The following is a 19,065-nucleotide window of genomic DNA, read 5'->3' on the forward strand; positions in this document are numbered from 1 at the left end:
CGTGTGGCACGGGCACCCGGCGCGCGTGCCGACATCGACGGAAAGTGTACATGGTGGCGCGGGGTTTCGCCCATCAGGGCAGGTTCCCGGCGAACCACTCCAGTGCCCAGAGGCTGGTCATGCCGATGCCGAGGGTGGCGAGAACGCTGCGCGTGGTCCATGCCACCACCGCGGCGATGAGCCCGGCCAGCAGTCGGGTGTTCTCGAGGTTGAATCCGGGGGAAGGCCCGCCGTGCACCATGGCCGGTATCACGATCGCGGCGATGACCGCTGCGGGCACGTAGCGCAGCGTGCGCGCCAGCCAGTCCGGCATGCTGCCCTGGCCCAGCAGCTGCAGCCCCGAGATGCGCAGCAGGAACGTGCCCACGCCGATCACGGCGATCATGGTCCAGATGGTGAGCGCGCTCATGACGAATGCCTCCGCCGGTAGAGCATGAGTTCGGCGGTGACACCCGCGGCGACGCCGGCGATGGCGCCGATGGTCAGGCCGAGATGGTAGGGCGCGTCGTGGGCCGCGAGGGCCACGCCGCCACCGGTCAGCGCGGCGGCCGCGCTGGGGCGGTCACGGATGACCGGGACCAGCAGCACCAGGAAGACCAGGGGCAGGGCGAACCCGATCTGCCACCCGGGGGGCACGGCGGCCCCGAGCCAGATCCCCAGTGCTGTCGCCAGCAGCCACAACACCCACAGCGGGAACGCCGTTCCCATGTAGAACCACTGCCTGTGGTGATCCACGCCGGTGTGGATGAACCGGGTGATCGATACCGCGTAGGCCTGATCCGTGAGCAGGTAGGCAATGGCCGCCTTCCAGCGCGTGGACAGGTGGCCCAGGTAAGGGGCGAGGGATGCGCTGTACATCACCATGCGCAGATTGATGACCAGGCCGGTGAGCACGATGATGAGCGGCAGGGCGCCATCACCGATGAGCTGGGCGATCACCAGCTGCGCGGCACCGGCGAAGATGATGAGCGACATGCCCATGGCCATGAACGGGTCCAGACCGGCCTCCGTCGCGGCAATGCCCGTGGTCATGCCGAACGGCACCACGCCGGGGAGCATCGGCGCGATTGCCCGCAGACCATCCATGAATACCTGCCGCGCCGGGGGTTGCTCTGCCATACTGACCTTTCAGCAAGTAAAGCCGTGTCTCAGCGTCATCCGGAGACGAAACGCGGCAGTATACGCGGTGTCGGGGGATGCGGCACGCGGGATGTGAACGGGTTGGAAGGAAGCCGATGCCGGGGGTGATAGCCTAGCGCGCTCATCATCGATCACGGCCCCGTGGAGCACCGACTGTTGCACACCCTTATCAGCACTGCGCGCCTGCTGTTCGTCCCGTTGATGATACTCATCGGCGCGCACCTGGCCCTGCCTCATGCCCAGGAGGCGCCGGAGGCGTTCCGGTTGCTGTTGCACATCCTGCCGTACGCCGCCTGCGCCATTGCCGCGGGACTCGGGATCATGTTCGGCCAGGGTCGTGTCGTGGGAATGGCGCTGTTGCTGGCCCTGGCGTACTGGAGCGTGACGGAGGTCAATGCGCTGCTGCCCGGGAGCCGGTTCGAGGCCGGCGTGCTGTTCACGGCGGTGACCACGCTCGTTCCACTGAATCTGTTGCTGTTCACGCTGCTGCCCGAGCGCGGTGTGTTTACCCGCCACGCCGTGCTCCGGTTCCTGGTTGTAGCCCTGCAGGCCGGGTTCGTGACGTGGGTGATCGCCGCTGAACGCAATGATGTGCTGCAGGCACTGGCATTCAACACCCTGAATGCGGCACTGCCGTGGCTGCATCTGTCGGATTCGGCGGTGGTGGCGCTGGTCATCGCCGTTGGTGTGTTGCTGTGGGTCGTTCACCGGCGGGGGACGCCCCTGGAAGCCGGCGCCCTGGTCATGGTCGGGGCCCTGGCGCTGCTGTTCGGGCGGGCAGGGGTGGGCGATGCGCCGGAGGCCTACGCCTCGGCCGCGGGGTTGATACTGCTGGCCAGTCTGGTCTTCAACACCCACTACATTGCCTACCGGGACGATCTCACCGGATTGCCCGCCCGGCGGGCCCTGAATCAGCGGCTCGCGGCCCTGGGGCGGAACTACGCCATCGCCATGCTCGACGTGGACCATTTCAAGAAGTTCAACGACACCCACGGCCACGACGTGGGTGATCAGGTGCTTAAACTGGTTGCGGCACGGATCCGTGCCGTTGGCGGACGGGGCAAGGCGTATCGCTACGGTGGCGAGGAGTTCACCATCGTCTTTCCCGGCAAGACGGCGCAGCAGGCCAGGCCGTATCTGGAGGAAGTACGCGAGACCATCGCCGATTACCGGATGGTGCTCCGTGGCGGTGATCGCCCCGATGCGAAAACGGGGGAGAAAAAGCGGGGCAGCGGCGGATCAGGCCGCAAGACCGTGCAGGTTACCATCAGCATTGGCGTGGCCGAGCGCACCCGGGAGATCCGCGACGCGGAGGAGGTGATCAAGGCGGCCGATGCAGCCCTCTACCGTGCCAAGAAGAAGGGCCGCAACCGGGTGGCCGCCTAGCCACGACGTCAGCCCGCCGCGAATCCCGCGACGCCGGCCAGAATCACGGCGGCCGCTGCCAAGGCGGCGTAGACGAGGCGGCGCGCGCTGCTGCGCCGACCGCCCAGCGTGTAACGGAAACGCTCGGCAATCACCTGACGGGCCGGGGCGCCGAAATCCGAAAGCAGTGTCTGCTCCAGCGCGTCGATCATGGCGGGCGGGCCGCACAGGTAGTAGCACGCGGCTGCCCGCTGCTCGGCCGGAATCAAAGCCTCCAGCAAGGCGCGGTCGGGAACCCCGCGATGGCCGGACCATTCCGCGGGCGGTTCGGAAAGAACCTGGTGTACGGACAGGTCCAGCGTTTCGGCCATGGCGTCCAGCTCGTCGGCGAAGAGGATCTGGCTCCCGCTGCGGTTGCCCTGGATCACCGTGATCGGTTGCCGGTAACCGTCGTGCCGTAGCTGTCGCAGCATGGCCATTATGGGAGCCATGCCCACGCCGCCGGCGATGAACACCAGCGGCTGGTTTTCGCCCGGGGCGACGGTGAAGTGGCCGTAGGGTCCGTCGAGATACGCGGGTGTCCCGGGGGAGACCTCCGCAATGCGGCCTGTGAAATCCCCTGCTTCCTTGATGGTGAACGCAATCCGTGGCCAGTCCGCCGGTGCCGAACTGATGGAGAAGGGATGCTCGGTCATGCGGAATAGCGGGCGCTGCAGTTTCAACCAGGCGAACTGTCCCGCGTGGAAGGGTAGTGGGTTGCCGGGGTGGCCGGCGTCCTTGTCCGGCTCCAGCTCGATGGTCCATGTGCGCTCGGCCTCCGGTCGCACCGTGGTGATCCGGTAAGGCTGGCGGCGCTGTCGCATCGGGATGAGCACATGGACGTGCACGAGGGAGGCGATGGCCACAAGTGTTGCCAGTACCCAGAACCCCGCAAGCAACGTGTCCTGGCTGTAGCGCCCGGCCTCAAGGGTGTGGTGCAGGCCGAACAGCGCGATCAGCACGGCCCCCACCCCGTGGCTCAGGCGCCAGGCTTCGTAACGCATGGGCAGCCCGTCCCGGGCGACCGCCATGAACACCAGCAGCCCCAGCGCGATCCAGGCCAGCAGCCCGCTGAGCCCGGGCAGCAGCGGCAGATTCAGCCAGGTCTGTGCGTCACGGTCCAGCGGTGCCGGCGTGCCCATGGGCAGGGTGTAGAGAAAGAGGCGCAAGCCCCTGTACCGCGCCCAGGACCATGGGAACAAAGACGAGTGCCGTATAACCGGCCAACAGTGCGGCAGGCACAAGCCACCGTGGCCGGGCATGTGATCGAGGCATGATCGCTGTCTCCCTCGAAAGCAGTCAGGCACGAAAATCAGTATCATCCCGGCGTGCGGGCCGTGGCTTGACGTAGATCATGCCCGCCATCGATAGCGAGGACGTGTGATATGAGAATCTGGGTGGACGCCGACGCCTGCCCCGTGGTGGTACGCGAGATCCTGTTCAAGGCAGCGGAGCGCACCGGGGTGCAGTTGACCCTGGTTGCGAACCGTCCCGTGCGGATTCCCCGCTCGCCCGTCATCCATTTTCTGCAGGTGGCTTCAGGGTTCGACGTGGCGGATCACGAAATCGTGCGCCGGGTGGAGCCCGATGACCTGGTGGTAACCGGCGACATCCCGCTGGCAGCGGAAGTGATCGAGGCGGGTGGCCATGCGTTGAGCCCGAGGGGCGAGCTGCATACGCGCGAGAACATCCGCTCGCGGCTGAACATGCGGGATTTCATGGATACCCTGCGCGCCAGCGGGGTGGACACCGGCGGTGCGCCGGCCATGAATCAGAAGGACAGGCAGGCGTTCGCGAACAACCTGGATCGGTTGTTGACGCGGTACGGCAAGGGATAGCCGGTTCGTGCCGCCAGCCGGCGGCACGAACCGGATGGCTTCAGTTACGCAGCTCGTTGAAGAACGCGCGCATCTCATTGTTGACGAAGTCGATGTCGGCTTCATCGACGCCGCCGCCACCCAGATGGCCAAGGTCGCTGTCGATCTCGGCAAGCCGGGCGTTGGGAATGAGCTCCGCCGCCAGTCGCGAGTCATCCGGCGGATGCAGGATGTCCTTGGTGCCGGGCATGATCAGGGCGTGGGCCTGGATCGAGCGCAGGGCCTCCTCGTAATCCCCGTCCATGCCGGGTGCCTCGGAGATGTCGTGGAGGTCCTCCGCGCGGGTCTGGTAGATGTAGTTGTTGGCATCCCAGACCTCCATGAGGTTGTCTTCCTGCTCTTCCAGCCAGGCAATGGCTTCCTTGTTGTCCTCCTCGAACTCCGGATCCATCCAGTGCCAGTGACGGACCCACACCATCAGGCCGCCGATGGCGGACTTGAATCCACCGGGCTGCTCGTCGTAGTCCCCGTCCTGCCAGGCGTCGTCCTCCATGATGGCGCGCCGCTGCGTCTCCCAGATCGCGGTGACCCAGCCGGTGGTGCGGCCCATGGTGATGATCGGCACGATGGAGTCCATGAACTCCGGGTGGCTTGCGGCCCACTCGTAGGCCTGCATTCCGCCCATGGACAGCCCCACCACGGAGAACAGTCCATCCAGCTCGAACTCCTCGGTCACCAGCTCATGCTGGGCATTGACCATGTCCCGGATGGAAAACTGGGGGAAGTCCATGTTCGGCTGGCTTTCGCTGTTGCTGGGCGAGATGGCGTGCCCGTTCCCCAGCGTATTCGCCGCAATGATGAAGTACTCGTCAGGGTCGAGGGCCAGCCCCTCGCCGATGAGAAAGTCGTGACGGGTGTGGTTCGCCATGAGTGATGGCAACACGAGAATGGCGTTGTCCCGGGCCTCGTTCAGCTCGCCGTGGGTTACGTAGGTCAGGAACGCGTCCTCGATGACTTCGCCGCTCTCGAGTTCGAAGTCCCCGAGATCGAAACGCTCCGTATCGGCCGAGGCCGTAGCGACCAGTAACAGCATGGATGCGGCTGCTGCCGATGAGCGCAGAGCCGCGCCTGTAGGCGTGATTGTCATTGCTTCTCCTCCGTTCTTGTTTGCTTCTTCTTCTCGATGAACAGGGGTGTAACCCTGTTACCAACCTGCTTGGAAGGTCACTAAGGGTTAGCCGAAGCCGACGTGTTTGTCAAAAGGCGAGGATGTAGGGGGAGGTGGCAGGCAGGTACTGCCGCCGGCTTCTGGCCGGCGGCAGCAGAGACGCGTTACCGGCTGTTTCCGGCACGCGAATTCCGGGTGGACGCGCCGCTGCGCGGACGGCGGGGCGGGCGGCCCTGACCGTTGCCACGGCCACGTTTCGGCGCACTGGCAACACGCTTCTGCGGCTCGAAACCCTCGTGGATCTCGGCCGGGATGTCGGTGTTGACCAGCTTGCGGATGCCGGCGAAGTCACGCGCCTCATCGGCGCAGACCAGCGAGATGGCGTTGCCTTCCTGGCCGGCGCGACCGGTGCGACCGATGCGGTGCACGTAGTCTTCCGGATTGGTGGGGATGTCGAAGTTGACCACGTAGGGCAGGTGGTCGATGTCGATCCCCCGGGCGGCGACGTCCGTGGCGATCAGGGCGCGGACGTTGTGATGCTTGAACGCCTTCAGGGCCTTGTTGCGCGCGGCCTGGCTCTTGTTGCCATGGATGGCGGTGGAGCGGATGCCGTCCTGTTCGAGCTGCTTCGCCAGCTTGTCCGCACCGCGCTTGGTACGGGTGAACACCAGCACCTGGCGCCAGTCCCCGGAGCCGATCAGGTGCGTCAGCAGCTCACGCTTGCGCTCGGAGTCGACCATGAAGGCGCTCTGGTCCACCGCGGCGGCAGCGGCGTTGCGCTGGGCAGTCTCGATCACTTCCGGCTGGTTCAGGAAGCGGTTGGCCAGCTTGGTGATGGACGGCGAGAACGTGGCCGAGAACAGCAGCGTCTGGTGCTGCTTCGGCAGCGTCTTCACGATGCGCTCGATGGCCGGCAGAAAGCCCATGTCGAGCATGCGGTCGGCTTCGTCCATGACCAGCATGTCCACGTTGTCGAGCTTGATGGTGCCGCGCTGCATGTGGTCCATCAGACGGCCGGGCGTGGCCACGAGAATGTCCGTGCCCCGCTCCAGATCACGAATCTGCGGGCCGATGCCCACGCCACCATAGATGGCCGTGCACTTGAGCGGCAGATGCTTGCCGTAGCTGCGCACGCTCTCGGTCACCTGAACCGCCAGTTCGCGGGTCGGGGTGAGCACCAGGGCGCGCACGCGGCGCGGCTTCTGCGGGCCGGCGGCCGTCAGCCGGTCCAGCAGCGGCAGCGTGAACGCCGCCGTCTTGCCAGTGCCCGTCTGGGCACTGGCGAGCAGGTCTTTCCCGGCCAGGGCGCTGGGAATGGAGCGCGCCTGGATCGGGGAGGGCGTGTCGTAGCCTTGTTCTTTCACGGCACGCAGAAGATCGGCGCTCAGGCCGAGTTGATCGAATGACATCAAGATGTTTCCTGTTTTTTGAACAGCCAGGGCTGGCGTTCCGGAGAAAAGTCCGGATTGTGTGCTTATCGAGGAAAGACCCTGGCAGTAAAACAGTCCGCGATGAGCTGCGGGGACCGGCCACCTGGGGAACCGGCGCACGAGAGGTGCGGGAACAAGAGGGCGGGTACAACGCAGCGGGAACCCTAGCATGGATGGGGTTGCTACGCCAGTGTTGCGGTGCGCAAGATCCGACTGCCTACAGTCCGGGCTCCAGCAGGCGCGCTTCCGTGGCGATGACGTCCACGGGTCGATCGTGTGGCTCCAGAGGCAGTTCCGGGAGAATCTGGCACTCGAACGCCAGGGCGACAGTGGTCTCCACCGGGTTCTCCGCCAGCCAGCGGTCGTAGTATCCCCGGCCGTGGCCGATGCGCCCCCCCTGTTCAGTAAACCCGACACCGGGGATGACGGCGACGTCGAAGGGCCCCGCGGCGGGTGTGTCGGAGCGGGGTGACAGAATGCCCCAGCGGCCTGCCTCGAGGTCGTCCCAGCTGGTCATGGGGACAGCGCGGATGGTGCTGTCATCCAGGATGCGGGGGACCGCGACGTGCCGCCCGTCTGCCAGCAGCGCATCGATGACGCCATGGGTGTCCACCTCGGTGTCGAAAGACACGAAGGTGAAGATGCGACTGGCACGGAGAACCGCCGGGTGGGCCAGCAGCCGTTCACGGATGCGGCGGCTCCGCTCTGCGCGCTCCGACGGCGACAGCGCCGCCCTGCGTGCGAGCGCGGCCTCCCGGATCGAGCGCTTCCGGACGTTCACGGGATCGGACAGGTGATCAGTCATGGCGCTGTTCTATCCGATCAGCGGGGTGCCTTGCAAATTGCTCCCGCTCACCGCTCCAGGTGCTGCAGCTTGTCGGGCTTGCCGTCCCACTCTTCGGCGTCCTCCGGCGGCTCCTTTTTCTCGGTGATCACCGGCCACTGCCGGGAGAGTTCCGCGTTGAGCTCCAGGAAGTGGTTCATCTCGTCCGGGAGATCGTCCTCGGAATAGATCGCTTCAGCGGGGCATTCCGGCTCGCACAGGGTGCAGTCGATGCACTCGTCCGGGTCGATGGCCAGGAAGTTCGGCCCCTCGTGGAAGCAGTCCACCGGGCACACTTCCACGCAGTCGGTGTACTTGCACTTGATGCAGTTGTCGGTGACGACGTAGGTCATGGCACGCTCCCGGGTTTCGGCGCGATGGTTTCCCGAACGGATCGAGTTCGTTAAAGTGGATATGATATACATCGAAAGACGACCGGCCAAAGATCGGCGTGGCATATGCGTATGCTGCTGGTGCCAGGCCGGGCCCGCCGTTACCATTCGCGGAGAATCACGGAGAGGCTCGCACGGAAATGGTGAACGAATCCCAGCGCCCGGCGGCCGGGCACCAGTACAGCGCCGTGCTCGACCTGCGCGTGCATGACCCGCGGGAGCGTCTGCCGCTGCTGGAGATGACGCTGTCGGTCCTGCAGCCGGGGGAGGATGTTCTGCTGATTGCGGGCACGGAGCCACAGCGGTTGCTGGACCACCTGGACGGCCACTACAGCGACCGGTTTGCCATCGAGACCGTTCAGTGGGGGCCTGAGCTGTGGCAGCTGCGGCTGATCCGCGACGGGCAGGGCGCATGAGCATTCGGAGAGGGATGAGGTTGGGGTATCCTGAAGTATGGAACTGACTTACCACACGGATTACGGCCTGCGCGTCCTGATGTATGCCGGTGCGCACCGGGACCGGCGCGTGACCATGCGCGAGATTGCGCAGTCTTACGACATCTCCCTGGAACATCTCCGCAAGGTGGTTCACCGGCTTGCCCAGCACGGCTATCTCATCACGACCAAGGGACGGGCGGGCGGCCTGACCCTTGGCGCGCCGCCCGAGACCATGCGGATCGGTGACATTGTCCTCGCCATGGAGGAGTCCATGGCCATTATCGACTGCAACCGTCAGCCCTGTCCGCTATGCGGGGGGTGTTCCCTCAAGGCCGTGCTGGAGAGTGCGCGCACCGCCTTCATCGAGCAGCTCAACACCTTTACGCTGGAGGACGTCCTCGGGGATACCACCACGTTCGGCCAGCTCCAGCGGCTGACCCAGCCCGCCTGATTACATGTGCCGCGACGTGGAGACCATCGCCGAGCGCTGACGGATCTGCGCGGCCATGTTGGAGGCTTTCATGACCTCGCCGAAGGTATCCAGCCCCTTCGCCTCCAGCCGGTCAATCAGGCGCACCAGCAGCTCCGCCGTCCCCAGTGTGTCGCCCAGCGCCGTGTGGCGACCGCTGATGGTGATGCCGTAGCGGTCACACAGTGCGTCCAGCGAGTGATCCTCTTCCTCGCCATCGAGCATGGATGACAGCAGCAGGGTATCGAGCAGCGGGTTGTCGAATTCCACACCCGCTTCGCTCTGCCGCAGGCTGATGAATTTCATGTCGAACGCGGCGTTGTGGGCGACCATGACGGCGTCGCCCACGAACGCCTTGAACTGCGGCAGCACGACCTGGATCTCGGGCTTGTCTTCCACGTCCACGTCCGTGATGCCGTGGAAGCGTGTGGACGCCTGGGGAATCGACCGGCCGGGGTTGACCAGGCGCTCGAAGGTCTCGCCGGTGAGCACGCGGTGCTTGACGACGCGAACGCCGGCGATGGAGATGATCTCGTCGCCCCCGGTGGGGTCGAGCCCGGTCATCTCGCAGTCGAACACCACGAAGGAGAGATCCCGCAGCGGGGTGGCGGCGAGCTCGTCGTCGCCGGCATGCTTGCGCATCAGCCCGAAATCGTAGAACTCCGGGCGGGCAGGGAGACGGCGCGGTTCCGGAAGGAACTGGGGGCGGTTCGGCGCCGGCAGTGGCAGCCGCACGATGGCCTGCTCCTGTTCGCGTCCGCTCTGGCTCCACGGTTCGCAGTCGTGCCGCTCCAGGGCCTCGCGCATGCGTGGGCCGCTGGTGTCGTCATCGCAGGGGGTGTCGAGCCAGCGCTCCAGCGCTGCGGTGGATAGCGGTTTGCCGCGCCAGCGGATATCGAGATAGACGGCCTGATCGGCGAGCAGGGATTCGATATCGAACTCGGTGGCGCCGGTTTCCCTGTGGACAGCGCGGATGAGGCAGTCCAGCGCCTGCATCAGCGAGAGACTGTCACCGTGCAGCCACAGTGGCATGCCGACCAGATTGACCTTGATCCCCGCAAGATCAGCCAGGCGCTCCTGGACGCAGCTCACCAGGTCGCTGGTGTAGATGTCCGCCATGGGCCAGCGGCCAAGGAGCTGGCCACGGATCTCCTGCCCGAGCTCTTCGACCCGGGCGCTCAGCGTCTCGCTCTCCCGGAGGATGACGTCGTCGAACGAGCGGCGTTCGTCCGGGGCCATGTCGGGGTAGCTGGTGATGGTCTCCGCGGCCGCCCGGAGATTACCGACGGTTGACCGCAGGTCGCGGGTCAGGGCGAGGCGGATGGCGTCGCCGCGGGCGAGCAGGGCGACCTCATCGGAGATGTCCACCAGGGTGATCAGGTGTCCGGTGATCGCATCCTGGTTATCCAGGATCAGCGCCATGCGGGCGTGGAGCATCTGCCGTGCATCGACACTGCTGCACACGAACGGCGCCGTCAGCTCCGAGCCCGCTGCCGCACCGGCGGCGTGATGCCGTTCCAGCCGCTCCAGGGTGTGCTGCACGGGGGCCCGGGAGAGGATGTTGAACAGTGGGCGCCCGAGGCCGATGGTCTCCGGCAGGTCGAGTATGGACACCGCGGCATTGTTGTAGAGCAGGATCTGATTCTGCCGGTTACAGACCAGAACCCCTTCGCTGAGACTCTGCAGAATGACTTCCAGCCAGTTCTTCTGCTCTTCCACCCGCGCCGTTGCGTCGTCCATGGCCTTGCGGATCTCGCCCCGGGACTGCTTCAGCGCGTCCGCGAGCTCCGCGGTTACATCCGGCAGGGTGCCGAGGGCGTGGCGGCGGGGCAGGGGCAGGCCCTGTTCGGGGGAGCGGGACTCCAGCAGGGCGCGGATACCGCGGACAAGCTTGCGCGACGGCCGCATGATCAGTCGGTCGAGCACGAACCAGGCGACCAGGATCAGTGCTGCCGCTCCGGCGCCCCCGCCCAGGGCGGCAGCCGTGGCAGTGTCGCTGTCCGCTGGGGTGGCCAGGTGCACGGTGACGGCGACCAGCGTGGCGGATGCCAGCGCCAGCGCAGCGAAAATCAGTGCCAGCAGGTGCCGTGGGTGCACGGTGACCCCGTCACGCCGCCGCGACGGGCAGGAGATCCCGGACCCGTCGCAGTAGATCCCGGGTCGAGAACGGCTTGCTGACGTAGTCGTCGGCGCCGGTGGCCAACCCTTTTTCGGCATCCACCGGGCGGCCGCGGGCGGTCAGCATGATGATCCGCGTGTTGGCGCAGGCTGGCATGCGGCGTAGCTCTTCGCAGATCTGGTAACCGTCGCGGCCCGGCAGCATGACGTCCAGGAGGACGAGATCCGGCGCCTCCTGCTGTACGGCGGCGATGGCCTCGCTGCCATCCTGGGCAACCCGGACACGGTATCCCTCGGCTTTCATGAGAAAGCGCAGCGACAGAATGATATTCGGCTCATCATCCACGATGAGAACGGACTGATCCATGGGGCTTCTCCTCCTCCGGGGCTGGATGCCGCGTGGGCTCCGGCTCTTGTTCAGAGGGAAAAGTTACCATAACGATCGATTTGTTTCACCGGGCGGGGTATGGATGCGGTGTCCGGAATGCCGCTGGAGAATATCCGCCGAAACACACGGGTTTCACCGTAGTGAATTGTGGAGCGAATCTGCTTGAACGGGAACAGAGCCACAATTAACATGAAATGCCAGTGCATCAGCAGGAAAGAGGGCCTTCATGGGTGACGGTGTCGACGTCGGCAGTATTTCCGCGGATCCATGGCTTCGGCGGATGATGAAAGTCGGGATTCCGCTTGCCGTCATCAGCATCATTTCCCTGTGGAGTGGTCAGCTCATGGGCATCCCGGGGCTGTTCATCCTGTTTGCCGTGACCGGCGGCCTGACGCTGGCCATCGGCCTGGCCTACAACGTCCGGTTCGTGCTGCTGGCCTACCGCAGATCGCGGGAGTAACCGGCCCGCTTCAGCCCCCGTCAGGGGCATCCGGCCCGACCAGATCCCGTGCCAGGCGTTTGACCATGCCCTGAACGGATTTCAGGCTGGTGACCAGTCTGTCCTGTTCTGCCGGGGTCAGGGCGCCTGGCGTGATGTGCTTCCCGGGGCGCGCTTCTCTTGCAATGTCGTTCAGCTGTCTGCGGAAGATCAGGCCGGCGATGAATTCGTGTGCATCCTTCAGTGCCGCGACATCGCCACCCGAGAGCACGTTGGCTTCCGCAAGGGCGTCCAGGCGGTCGTGGGTTGCGCACGCGGTAATGCCGTGCGCGGTAGCGTACAGGCGGGCAACCTCGACGATCGGCATCAGGCCGAGCCGCTTCAGGTCCAGTTCGCCGGGGTGGGCGCTGTCTTCGGACTCCGTGATCAGCCGGTCGAACCACCCGAGCCCGACACCGCGCGTGGACTCATTCAGGGTGAGGCTGCGGACATAGCTGCGGGAGGCGGCGAATTGGGCCACCATGTGATCCCGGAGCTCCGCGGCAAGCGCCATGTCGCCTGCCACGCCGCGGCAGTCCAGCAGGATGTTGCTCTGTAGAAAGCCCGTTTCGCTGCGCCGCCGCAGCCAGCGGCGGATCTGATCCTGCCATTGTGGCAGCGTCTTGCGCCAGAGCGGGTTTGTCGCCATGACGTGGCCCTTGCACAGTGGAATGCCGGCGGCATCCAGTGATCGTGTCGTGCGCCGGGCGAGCTCGATGAAATAGCGATCGATCTGACCGTGGTCCTGGTCGGGGTAGTCGGCGATGACGAAGCCGTTATCCTGGTCGGGGTCGAGAAAACTCTCGGTACGGCCCGAGGAGCCCATGACGATCATGGCGAACGCCACGGGCGGACGTCCCCAGCCATCCTCCGCCATGCCATTCACCCCCATTTCCACGGCGCGGGCGTGGAGGTCGTCGTTCAGGCTGGCCAGCATGCGCTGCATGGCGGCGGCCGAGGCGCCTTCGGCGGCCATCCCGTCGATGATGTGTGCCTGACCGTTCCGGCAGCGCCGCAGTCCCTGGTCCGTGGCCGGGCCGGTGACTGCGGCGAGCCGCTGGAGCGCGGCGGGCAGGCCGTGAGCCAGTGCGGTCTGGGCATCGAACAGCCCCTGCAGCCGTTCCGACGCGTCGACGACCGGGGCCCATCGCTCCCGCCTTGCCTGGAGTTCCGCCAGTGCCCGGTACGCGGGCATGGTCGTGGTGGCAATCAGTGCCGGCCGGCTCATGACCTCGTCGATCGGGGTGTCGGCGCTCACCCTGCAGGCGACACGGCGGATCACGTCGGCGCGCGTGAGCAGCCCCTGCACCCGTTGCCCGCGATCGACGATGACGGCGCAGCCCTGCCCGGTGTCAGCCAGCTGTTGCACCGCCGAACCACAGGGGGTATCCCGTTGCAGGCGGCAGAGCGCCGGGCCCATGAGGTCGCCGGCCGTCTGCTGGAACACGCTGAGGTACGGCACCGAGAAGGTCATGGATTACACCCCCTGTTCGAGCGCGGTCTGGGCGCGGCGGATCACCCCGAGTGATGCGCGCAGGTGGCTTCGCTCCAGTCCGCCCAGGTGCTTCAGGTCGACAGTATTCGCCGGTGGCTCGCCCGAGCGTAGCTGGGCCCGGAGCACGCGCGAGCGCAGGTCCGTGATTGCGGCGAATGCCGTGCTCAGGTCCCTGGCGCTGGCCGTGGAAACAACCCCCGCGTCGCGGGCGGCCTGAATGCGGTCGGGCGTCGACAGTGCCGTCGTTCCCGCTTCCAGGCCATGGGCCAGGGCGAGTTGCGCGATCGGCAGCAGACCCCGCTGTTTCAGGTCCAGGGTGCCGCGGGCCGGCCCGCGGCGTTGCAGGTGAAACCGGCCGAAGGCGCCGATGCCGGCGCGACTGCGCAGCGCGTTCTGTTTCACCCGGGCCAGGAAGAGTCGATTCGCCCGTGCCTCGGCCAACGCGTCCTGGCGCACCTGCTCGAGAAGCTGTGCGTCGCCGTGGACGCAGCGCAGGTCGAAATAGTGGGAGGCCAGCATCACCGAGCGCGTCTCCGGGTGGCGAATGATGTCCATGAACGCGTGGCGCCAGCCAGTGACGGTGCGGCGCCACTCTCCGTTATGCGGCCCCACGCCGCCAGCGCAGTGGCTGATGCCGCAGGCGGAGAGCCCCTCCGTAACCCGGGCGCCCAGGCGGGCGAACCACCGGTCTGCGTCGTCGGAGAGGCCGTCGGTGAAGATCAGGGCGTTGTCCTGATCGGTGTGGAACGTCTGCTCCTGGCGGCCCTGGGAGCCGCACGCCAGCCATGCGTACGGGCCCGGCGGGGGACCGAGTTCCGTTTCGGCGAGCGCGATCAGTCGGCAGGTGAGGGCATCGATCAGCCACGTCATGACCCGGCCCTGCTGCACGCCTGCGAGCCCGGCATCCACCAGGCGGCTCTGGATCTGTGGCAGCCGGGCCGCCGTTGCCGCGACGGCAGTCGTGGTGTGGGCCGCGGTGATATCCGCCAGGAATCGTTTCATGCCCGTCCCCGTGACAGCGCCTTGAAGGGAGGCGGGTTGCCTCCGTACATGGCGGACCTGAAGGTCCACCCTACGCAGGTTACGCCCCCGTTCTCCGTTCTCCGGCACCCGGTCAAATCCAACACCCCGGACAAAAAAAGGCCCGCCAGGGGCGGGCCTTCCGTTGTGATGCCCCGGCCAGGGTGTGGCTGTGCCGATGCCGTCATCGTAGCACTCCACACCCCGGTTGGCCGGGTGCGTGTCCGGGTCAGTCGGCCCGGGGCACGCGCACGCTTTCCACGAGCTCCTGGATCTCCTGCGGCGGCGGCGTGGTCATCTTCGCCACGATGATCGCCACCGTGAAGTTGATCAGCGCACCGATGGCACCGAAGGAGCCGGTGTTGATGCCGAAGAGCCAGTATTCCTGGGAGTCCGGCAGCATGGCCGTACCCGGGAAGAAGAACCAGCCCTTGTAGATGAAGATGTACAGGGCCGTGGAGCCGAGGCCGGCCAGCATGCCGGCGATGGCGCCCGCCTTGTTCATCTTCCGGTAGAAGATGCCGAGCATCAGGGTCGGGAACAGGCTTGCTGCCGCGAACCCGAATGCCAACGCCACCACCTCTGCCGCGAACCCTGGTGGATTCAACCCGAGGTAGCCGGCAAACAGAATGGCACCTGCCATGCTGAGCCGGGCGGCGAGCATCTCCCCCTTCTCCGTGATGGATGGCATCATCACGCCCTTGAGCAGGTCGTGGGAGATGGCGGACGAGATGGCCAGCAACAGGCCTGCTGCCGTGGACAGGGCCGCGGCGATACCGCCGGCTGCCACCAGGGCGATCACCCAGTTGGGCAGGTTGGCGATGCCCGGGGTGGCGAGAACGATGATGTCACGGTCCAGCGTGGTGACCTCGTTGCCCTCCCAGCCCCATTCTTCCTCGGCCATCTGGGCGAACTCTTCGTTCTCGTCGTTGTAGTACTGGATCCGGCCGTCCTCGTTCTTGTCCTCGAACGCGAGCAGTCCGGTTTCCTGCCACCGCTCGGTCCACTGCGGCATTTCCTCAAGCAGGACGTTGCCTTCCGGGTCACCCACTTCGCCCGGCTGCATCGTGTTGATGAAATTCCACATGGACATGGCGCCCACGGCCGGAGCAGTGGTGTACAGAATGGCGATGAACACCAGGGCCCAGCCGGCGGATTTCCGCGCATCGCGGATCCGCGGCACCGTGAAGAACCGCACGATGACGTGGGGCAGACCAGCGGTACCGATCATCAACGACAGGGTGAGCAGGAACATGTTGGTCATGCTCATGCCCGCCACCCCGGTGTAGGGGTCAAAGCCGAGATCGACCAGGGTCTGGTCCAGCGCTTCCAGCAGGTACCGGTTATCGCCGGTCAGTTCCGAGCCGAGGCCGAGCTGCGGCAGCGGGTTGCCGGTGAGCTGGAAGGCGATGAACACCGCCGGAACGGTATAGGCGAAGATCATCACGCAGTACTGGGCGATCTGGGTGTAGGTGATCCCCTTCATGCCCCCGAACACCGCGTAGATGAACACGATCACCATGCCCGAGATCAGCCCGGCGGTGAGCGGCACGTTCAGGATGTTGGAGAACGCGATGCCGACACCACGCATCTGGCCGATAACGTAGGTGATCGAGATCACCAGCAGCGAGATCACCGCGATGATTCGGGCCGCCTTGGAATAGAAGCGGTCACCGATGAACTCCGGCACCGTGAACTTGCCGAATTTGCGCAGGTACGGTGCGAGGAGCAGGGCCATGAGGACGTAGCCGCCCGTCCAGCCCATGAGGTAGGCGCCCCCGGTGTAGCCCAGGAACGCGATGAGGCCCGCCATGGAGATGAAGCTCGCGGCGGACATCCAGTCGGCGGCCGTGGCCATGCCGTTGGCGATCGGGTTGACCCCCTTGCCGGCAACATAGAATTCGGCAGTGCTGCCGGTTCGGGCCCAGATGGCAATGCCGATGTAAAGGGCAAAGGTCATGCCCACGACAATTAGGCTGAGAACTTGCAAACTCATTGTGATTGCCCCTTATTCTTCGTCGACATTGAATTCTTTATCAAGCTTGTTCATACGCCAGGCGTAGAAAAAGATGATAATGAGGAAGGTATAAATTGACCCCTGCTGGGCGAACCAGAAGCCCAGGGGATACCCGCCAATGGAGAAGTTATTGAGGGCAGGCCCAAGCACGATGCCGAGGCCGAAAGAGACAATCGCCCAGACGGCAAGACAGCCGCCGATTATTTGCAGGTTCTTGCGCCAGTACGCACTTCTTTCTTTTTGAAGATCTGTCTGTTCCGACATGGTTTCTCCTCCTGTGGTGATACAGCTTTTCTAAAGCTGATAATCGCTTTCGATTCTGCTTTGTAACGTCCTCGCTTCTCTGAATGATTCTTTCAGAATCCGACGGTCAAGGTCGTTGAGTTCGCTCGGGTCCACACGGTTGCTGAGAGGTTCGCCCGTGGCGCGCTGTTGCTGGTTTTTCCGCATCCGCAGCATCTGAATATAGTCGTACGCTTCCGACCACGCCGCCACGTCGCCCGGATCGACGATCCTCGCCTCGGCAGCCATGCGCAGGCGTTCCATGGTGTTGGTGGCCGGCAGTCGGTGCGCCAGCGCGAGAATGCGCGCCGCATCAACGAAGGGTGTCACTCCGTTGAGCTTGAGGTTCAGGGTATTGCGATACTCCCCGCGGGAACTGACCCGGAAGGACCGGAACAGGCCCAGGGGCGGGCGCAGTTGCAGGGCGTTGGCGGCGAGCTGCCGGCGGAAGCGGCTGTTGCCGGCGGTCTTGTCGAGGAGCCAGTGACGCAGCCGCTCGGTGTCTTCGGTCGGCCCGTCGATGGTACGGAAATCGAAGAAAATCGACGCCTGCAACAGGTGCTTGGGCGTGCCCTGTTCGATCCAGCGGGTGAAGCGCTGTTGCCACTCCTCCAGGCTCAGGCAGCAGTCCGGATTGCTGGCCATGATGTTGCCCTTGCACAGCGGATAGCCGCACTGGTCCAGGGCTTCGTTCACCTGGCGGAAGAACGGGGTCAGTGCGGCGCGCACCTCATCCGGTGTGCTCCCCTCGGGGGTCCGGAACAGCACGCCGTTGTCCTGATCGGTCTTCAGGGTCTGCTCCTGGCGCGCTTCGCTGCCGAAGGCAATCCAGGAATAGGAGACATCGGGCAGCCCGTCTGCGTCCCGGGTGCAGAGCTCCAGGATGCGGCGGGTGATCTGGTCGTTGAGCAGGGTGATGATCTGGGTGATCTGCCCGACGCGGGCGCCCTGGGCGATCATCTGATCCACGAGCTGGTGGGTGTCGTCGCGCAGACGTGCGAGGTCGCGCACGCTGTCGGCCCGGGCGATCCCCTTGCTGAGATTGACCAGACCCACGCGCTGCATGGAGAACAGGTCACGCTCTGAGATCACGCCCACCAGGCGCCCGCGATCGACCACGCAGACGTGGTGGATCGCGTTGTCCGCCATGATCATGGCCGCCTCGAAGGCGAAACTCGAGCGGGGGATGCACACCGGGTTCGGTGTCATCACGTCCTGCATGGGCAGGTCGAGGGAGGCGCCGGGAATCGACACACGGGTGAGCAGGTCCCGCAGCGTGAACACGCCCTTGGGGCGTGCGCGGTCATCGGTCACCACGATGCTGCCCACGTGGTGCTCCTGCATGCGCTCGAGCGCGGTGCGCACCGGGGTGCCGGCCTCGCAGGTCACCGGAGGCCGCCGCAGGCGCTCACCGAGGGTGACGTTGAGGGAGGTGTCGCCGCCAAGCCCGCGCAGGGCATCCGCCTGGACCTCGCGCTTCATGGAATTGAGCAGCACCGACAGGCGGTGGGTACTGAAGTCGTTGAATACGCGTGATGTCTCGAGAAACTCGTTGAAATCCTCCCACTCGAGCTCGAAACATTCGGTCTCTTCGGCGGCTTCGTGAACCGTGCGCACAGGCCGGCGCGAGAGCAGCGCGCCGACGGGGAAGCACTCGCCGGGGAGGAGCTCCCAGGTGTCGCTGTCGCCGCCGGTGGGGCTGTCGGCGATGCCGCCGCGCACGCGTCCCTTGTGGACGATGAACAGCCGCGACGTCGGCCCGCTGCCGGGCTCGACGATGCGGGTTCCCGCGGGGTAGCGCTTGTGCTCCAGCCGCAGCGCCATCCGCTGCACATCCTGGCGCTCCATGCGGTCAAACGGGGGATGACGCCGCAGGAAATCAACGACCGTGGAGAGCTCGTCTCCCTGGCCTGCTTCCGGTCCCGCGCTGGTGTGCTGTTCTCTGCTCACGGCATTCTCTGGGCCGCTGAAATTGGGTAACTGAGTCAATGCACAACCGGTGCCACCCGGGATGTTTCATTAAATCAGCGTGTTACCGCATCACAGCAAAGTGCACTGTGTTACCGGGAGTAACAGAATGTGGCACAAGGTAACGGTGCCACCGAGCGGTGACAACGTGTACTGATCGACAGTGTGGCAGTGCGTGATTGGGCATACTCGGCGTCATCAACCACGGGAAGCGAGACG

General features: G+C 65.4%; 19 protein-coding genes. 5 read left to right on the forward strand and 14 right to left on the reverse strand.

Annotated elements, in window-relative coordinates; all coding sequences use genetic code 11:
- Positions 1–73: 73 nt before the first annotated feature.
- Both BMZ02_RS01580 and BMZ02_RS01585 read right to left on the reverse strand, forming a co-directional pair.
- A complete protein-coding gene (locus BMZ02_RS01580) occupies positions 74–409 on the reverse strand; it encodes an AzlD domain-containing protein (protein ID WP_091639344.1) in 336 nt (111 codons plus the stop codon).
- A complete protein-coding gene (locus tag BMZ02_RS01585; protein WP_091639346.1) occupies positions 406–1,119 on the reverse strand; it encodes an AzlC family ABC transporter permease in 714 nt (237 codons plus the stop codon). The genes BMZ02_RS01580 and BMZ02_RS01585 overlap by 4 nt, the downstream gene beginning before the upstream one ends.
- A 177-nt stretch (positions 1,120–1,296) precedes the next feature.
- Between BMZ02_RS01585 and BMZ02_RS01590 the strand changes: the two genes are divergently transcribed.
- Positions 1,297–2,526 carry a GGDEF domain-containing protein gene (locus tag BMZ02_RS01590; RefSeq protein ID WP_091639348.1) on the forward strand — a complete coding sequence of 410 codons (1,230 nt, stop codon included), beginning with the start codon at positions 1,297–1,299 and terminating at the stop codon, positions 2,524–2,526.
- Positions 2,527–2,534: 8 nt separating this feature from the next.
- Here the strand turns inward: BMZ02_RS01590 and BMZ02_RS01595 are convergent, their stop codons facing one another.
- Complete coding sequence (locus BMZ02_RS01595) at positions 2,535–3,713, reverse strand: ferredoxin reductase family protein (RefSeq protein ID WP_171909762.1); 1,179 nt, start codon at positions 3,711–3,713, stop codon at positions 2,535–2,537.
- Positions 3,714–3,929: 216 nt separating this feature from the next.
- Here BMZ02_RS01595 and BMZ02_RS01600 point away from each other — a divergent pair, with 216 nt between their 5' ends.
- Positions 3,930–4,382: a YaiI/YqxD family protein gene (locus BMZ02_RS01600; RefSeq protein WP_091639352.1), complete on the forward strand. Its 453-nt coding sequence runs from the start codon at positions 3,930–3,932 to the stop codon at positions 4,380–4,382.
- Positions 4,383–4,422: 40 nt separating this feature from the next.
- Here BMZ02_RS01600 and BMZ02_RS01605 read toward each other — a convergent pair whose 3' ends face one another.
- The 4 genes from BMZ02_RS01605 to fdxA all read right to left on the reverse strand — a co-directional run bounded on the left by BMZ02_RS01605 (position 4,423) and on the right by fdxA (position 8,135).
- The gene (locus tag BMZ02_RS01605; RefSeq protein WP_091639354.1) at positions 4,423–5,508 is read right to left on the reverse strand and encodes an alpha/beta fold hydrolase; all 1,086 of its coding nucleotides are present in this window, start codon (positions 5,506–5,508) and stop codon (positions 4,423–4,425) included.
- 185 nt (positions 5,509–5,693) lie between these two features.
- A complete protein-coding gene (locus BMZ02_RS01610; RefSeq protein WP_091639356.1) occupies positions 5,694–6,938 on the reverse strand; it encodes a DEAD/DEAH box helicase in 1,245 nt (414 codons plus the stop codon).
- A gap of 238 nt (positions 6,939–7,176) precedes the next feature.
- Positions 7,177–7,764: a 5-formyltetrahydrofolate cyclo-ligase gene (locus BMZ02_RS01615; RefSeq protein ID WP_091639358.1), complete on the reverse strand. Its 588-nt coding sequence runs from the start codon at positions 7,762–7,764 to the stop codon at positions 7,177–7,179.
- A 47-nt stretch (positions 7,765–7,811) separates the two neighbouring features.
- Positions 7,812–8,135 (reverse strand): ferredoxin FdxA, encoded by a 324-nt coding sequence (fdxA, locus tag BMZ02_RS01620; protein WP_091639360.1) that lies wholly within the window; start codon positions 8,133–8,135, stop codon positions 7,812–7,814.
- Positions 8,136–8,314: 179 nt separating this feature from the next.
- Between fdxA and BMZ02_RS01625 the strand changes: the two genes are divergently transcribed.
- Positions 8,315–8,590 carry a DUF2249 domain-containing protein gene (locus BMZ02_RS01625; protein ID WP_091639361.1) on the forward strand — a complete coding sequence of 92 codons (276 nt, stop codon included), beginning with the start codon at positions 8,315–8,317 and terminating at the stop codon, positions 8,588–8,590.
- Between the two features lie 37 nt (positions 8,591–8,627).
- On the forward strand, positions 8,628–9,062 hold the full coding sequence (locus BMZ02_RS01630; protein WP_091639363.1) for an RrF2 family transcriptional regulator: 435 nt from the start codon (positions 8,628–8,630) through the stop codon (positions 9,060–9,062).
- On the opposite strand, the gene BMZ02_RS01635 is transcribed toward BMZ02_RS01630, so the two are convergent.
- Both BMZ02_RS01635 and BMZ02_RS01640 read right to left on the reverse strand, forming a co-directional pair.
- Positions 9,063–11,177, reverse strand: coding sequence for an exonuclease domain-containing protein (locus BMZ02_RS01635; RefSeq protein ID WP_245753907.1), 2,115 nt, complete (start codon positions 11,175–11,177; stop codon positions 9,063–9,065).
- Between the two features lie 10 nt (positions 11,178–11,187).
- The gene (locus BMZ02_RS01640; protein ID WP_091639367.1) at positions 11,188–11,565 is read right to left on the reverse strand and encodes a response regulator transcription factor; all 378 of its coding nucleotides are present in this window, start codon (positions 11,563–11,565) and stop codon (positions 11,188–11,190) included.
- Positions 11,566–11,812: 247 nt separating this feature from the next.
- Here BMZ02_RS01640 and BMZ02_RS01645 point away from each other — a divergent pair, with 247 nt between their 5' ends.
- Positions 11,813–12,046 carry a hypothetical protein gene (locus BMZ02_RS01645; protein WP_091639369.1) on the forward strand — a complete coding sequence of 78 codons (234 nt, stop codon included), beginning with the start codon at positions 11,813–11,815 and terminating at the stop codon, positions 12,044–12,046.
- A gap of 10 nt (positions 12,047–12,056) precedes the next feature.
- On the opposite strand, the gene BMZ02_RS01650 is transcribed toward BMZ02_RS01645, so the two are convergent.
- The 5 genes from BMZ02_RS01650 to BMZ02_RS01670 form a co-directional block, all read right to left on the reverse strand.
- Positions 12,057–13,538: a DUF294 nucleotidyltransferase-like domain-containing protein gene (locus tag BMZ02_RS01650; protein WP_091639370.1), complete on the reverse strand. Its 1,482-nt coding sequence runs from the start codon at positions 13,536–13,538 to the stop codon at positions 12,057–12,059.
- A gap of 3 nt (positions 13,539–13,541) precedes the next feature.
- Positions 13,542–14,561, reverse strand: coding sequence for a DUF294 nucleotidyltransferase-like domain-containing protein (locus BMZ02_RS01655; protein ID WP_091639372.1), 1,020 nt, complete (start codon positions 14,559–14,561; stop codon positions 13,542–13,544).
- A gap of 247 nt (positions 14,562–14,808) precedes the next feature.
- The gene (locus BMZ02_RS01660; protein ID WP_091639373.1) at positions 14,809–16,575 is read right to left on the reverse strand and encodes a sodium:solute symporter family protein; all 1,767 of its coding nucleotides are present in this window, start codon (positions 16,573–16,575) and stop codon (positions 14,809–14,811) included.
- A 12-nt stretch (positions 16,576–16,587) separates the two neighbouring features.
- Positions 16,588–16,860 carry a DUF4212 domain-containing protein gene (locus BMZ02_RS01665; protein WP_091639375.1) on the reverse strand — a complete coding sequence of 91 codons (273 nt, stop codon included), beginning with the start codon at positions 16,858–16,860 and terminating at the stop codon, positions 16,588–16,590.
- Between the two features lie 30 nt (positions 16,861–16,890).
- The gene (locus tag BMZ02_RS01670) at positions 16,891–18,828 is read right to left on the reverse strand and encodes a DUF294 nucleotidyltransferase-like domain-containing protein (protein ID WP_245753908.1); all 1,938 of its coding nucleotides are present in this window, start codon (positions 18,826–18,828) and stop codon (positions 16,891–16,893) included.
- Positions 18,829–19,065: the final 237 nt, after the last annotated feature.

Source organism: Aquisalimonas asiatica (genome assembly GCF_900110585.1).
Taxonomy (GTDB): domain Bacteria; phylum Pseudomonadota; class Gammaproteobacteria; order Nitrococcales; family Aquisalimonadaceae; genus Aquisalimonas; species Aquisalimonas asiatica.

Coding starts and splice junctions, on each gene's coding strand:
- BMZ02_RS01580 (WP_091639344.1), bottom strand. CDS start 409: ATGAGCGCGCTCACCATCTGGACCATGATCGCCGTGATCGGCGTGGGC.
- BMZ02_RS01585 (WP_091639346.1), bottom strand. CDS start 1,119: ATGGCAGAGCAACCCCCGGCGCGGCAGGTATTCATGGATGGTCTGCGG.
- BMZ02_RS01600 (WP_091639352.1), top strand. CDS start 3,930: ATGAGAATCTGGGTGGACGCCGACGCCTGCCCCGTGGTGGTACGCGAG.
- BMZ02_RS01605 (WP_091639354.1), bottom strand. CDS start 5,508: ATGACAATCACGCCTACAGGCGCGGCTCTGCGCTCATCGGCAGCAGCC.
- BMZ02_RS01610 (WP_091639356.1), bottom strand. CDS start 6,938: ATGTCATTCGATCAACTCGGCCTGAGCGCCGATCTTCTGCGTGCCGTG.
- BMZ02_RS01615 (WP_091639358.1), bottom strand. CDS start 7,764: ATGACTGATCACCTGTCCGATCCCGTGAACGTCCGGAAGCGCTCGATC.
- fdxA (WP_091639360.1), bottom strand. CDS start 8,135: ATGACCTACGTCGTCACCGACAACTGCATCAAGTGCAAGTACACCGAC.
- BMZ02_RS01625 (WP_091639361.1), top strand. CDS start 8,315: ATGGTGAACGAATCCCAGCGCCCGGCGGCCGGGCACCAGTACAGCGCC.
- BMZ02_RS01630 (WP_091639363.1), top strand. CDS start 8,628: ATGGAACTGACTTACCACACGGATTACGGCCTGCGCGTCCTGATGTAT.
- BMZ02_RS01640 (WP_091639367.1), bottom strand. CDS start 11,565: ATGGATCAGTCCGTTCTCATCGTGGATGATGAGCCGAATATCATTCTG.
- BMZ02_RS01645 (WP_091639369.1), top strand. CDS start 11,813: ATGGGTGACGGTGTCGACGTCGGCAGTATTTCCGCGGATCCATGGCTT.
- BMZ02_RS01650 (WP_091639370.1), bottom strand. CDS start 13,538: ATGACCTTCTCGGTGCCGTACCTCAGCGTGTTCCAGCAGACGGCCGGC.
- BMZ02_RS01655 (WP_091639372.1), bottom strand. CDS start 14,561: ATGAAACGATTCCTGGCGGATATCACCGCGGCCCACACCACGACTGCC.
- BMZ02_RS01660 (WP_091639373.1), bottom strand. CDS start 16,575: ATGAGTTTGCAAGTTCTCAGCCTAATTGTCGTGGGCATGACCTTTGCC.
- BMZ02_RS01665 (WP_091639375.1), bottom strand. CDS start 16,860: ATGTCGGAACAGACAGATCTTCAAAAAGAAAGAAGTGCGTACTGGCGC.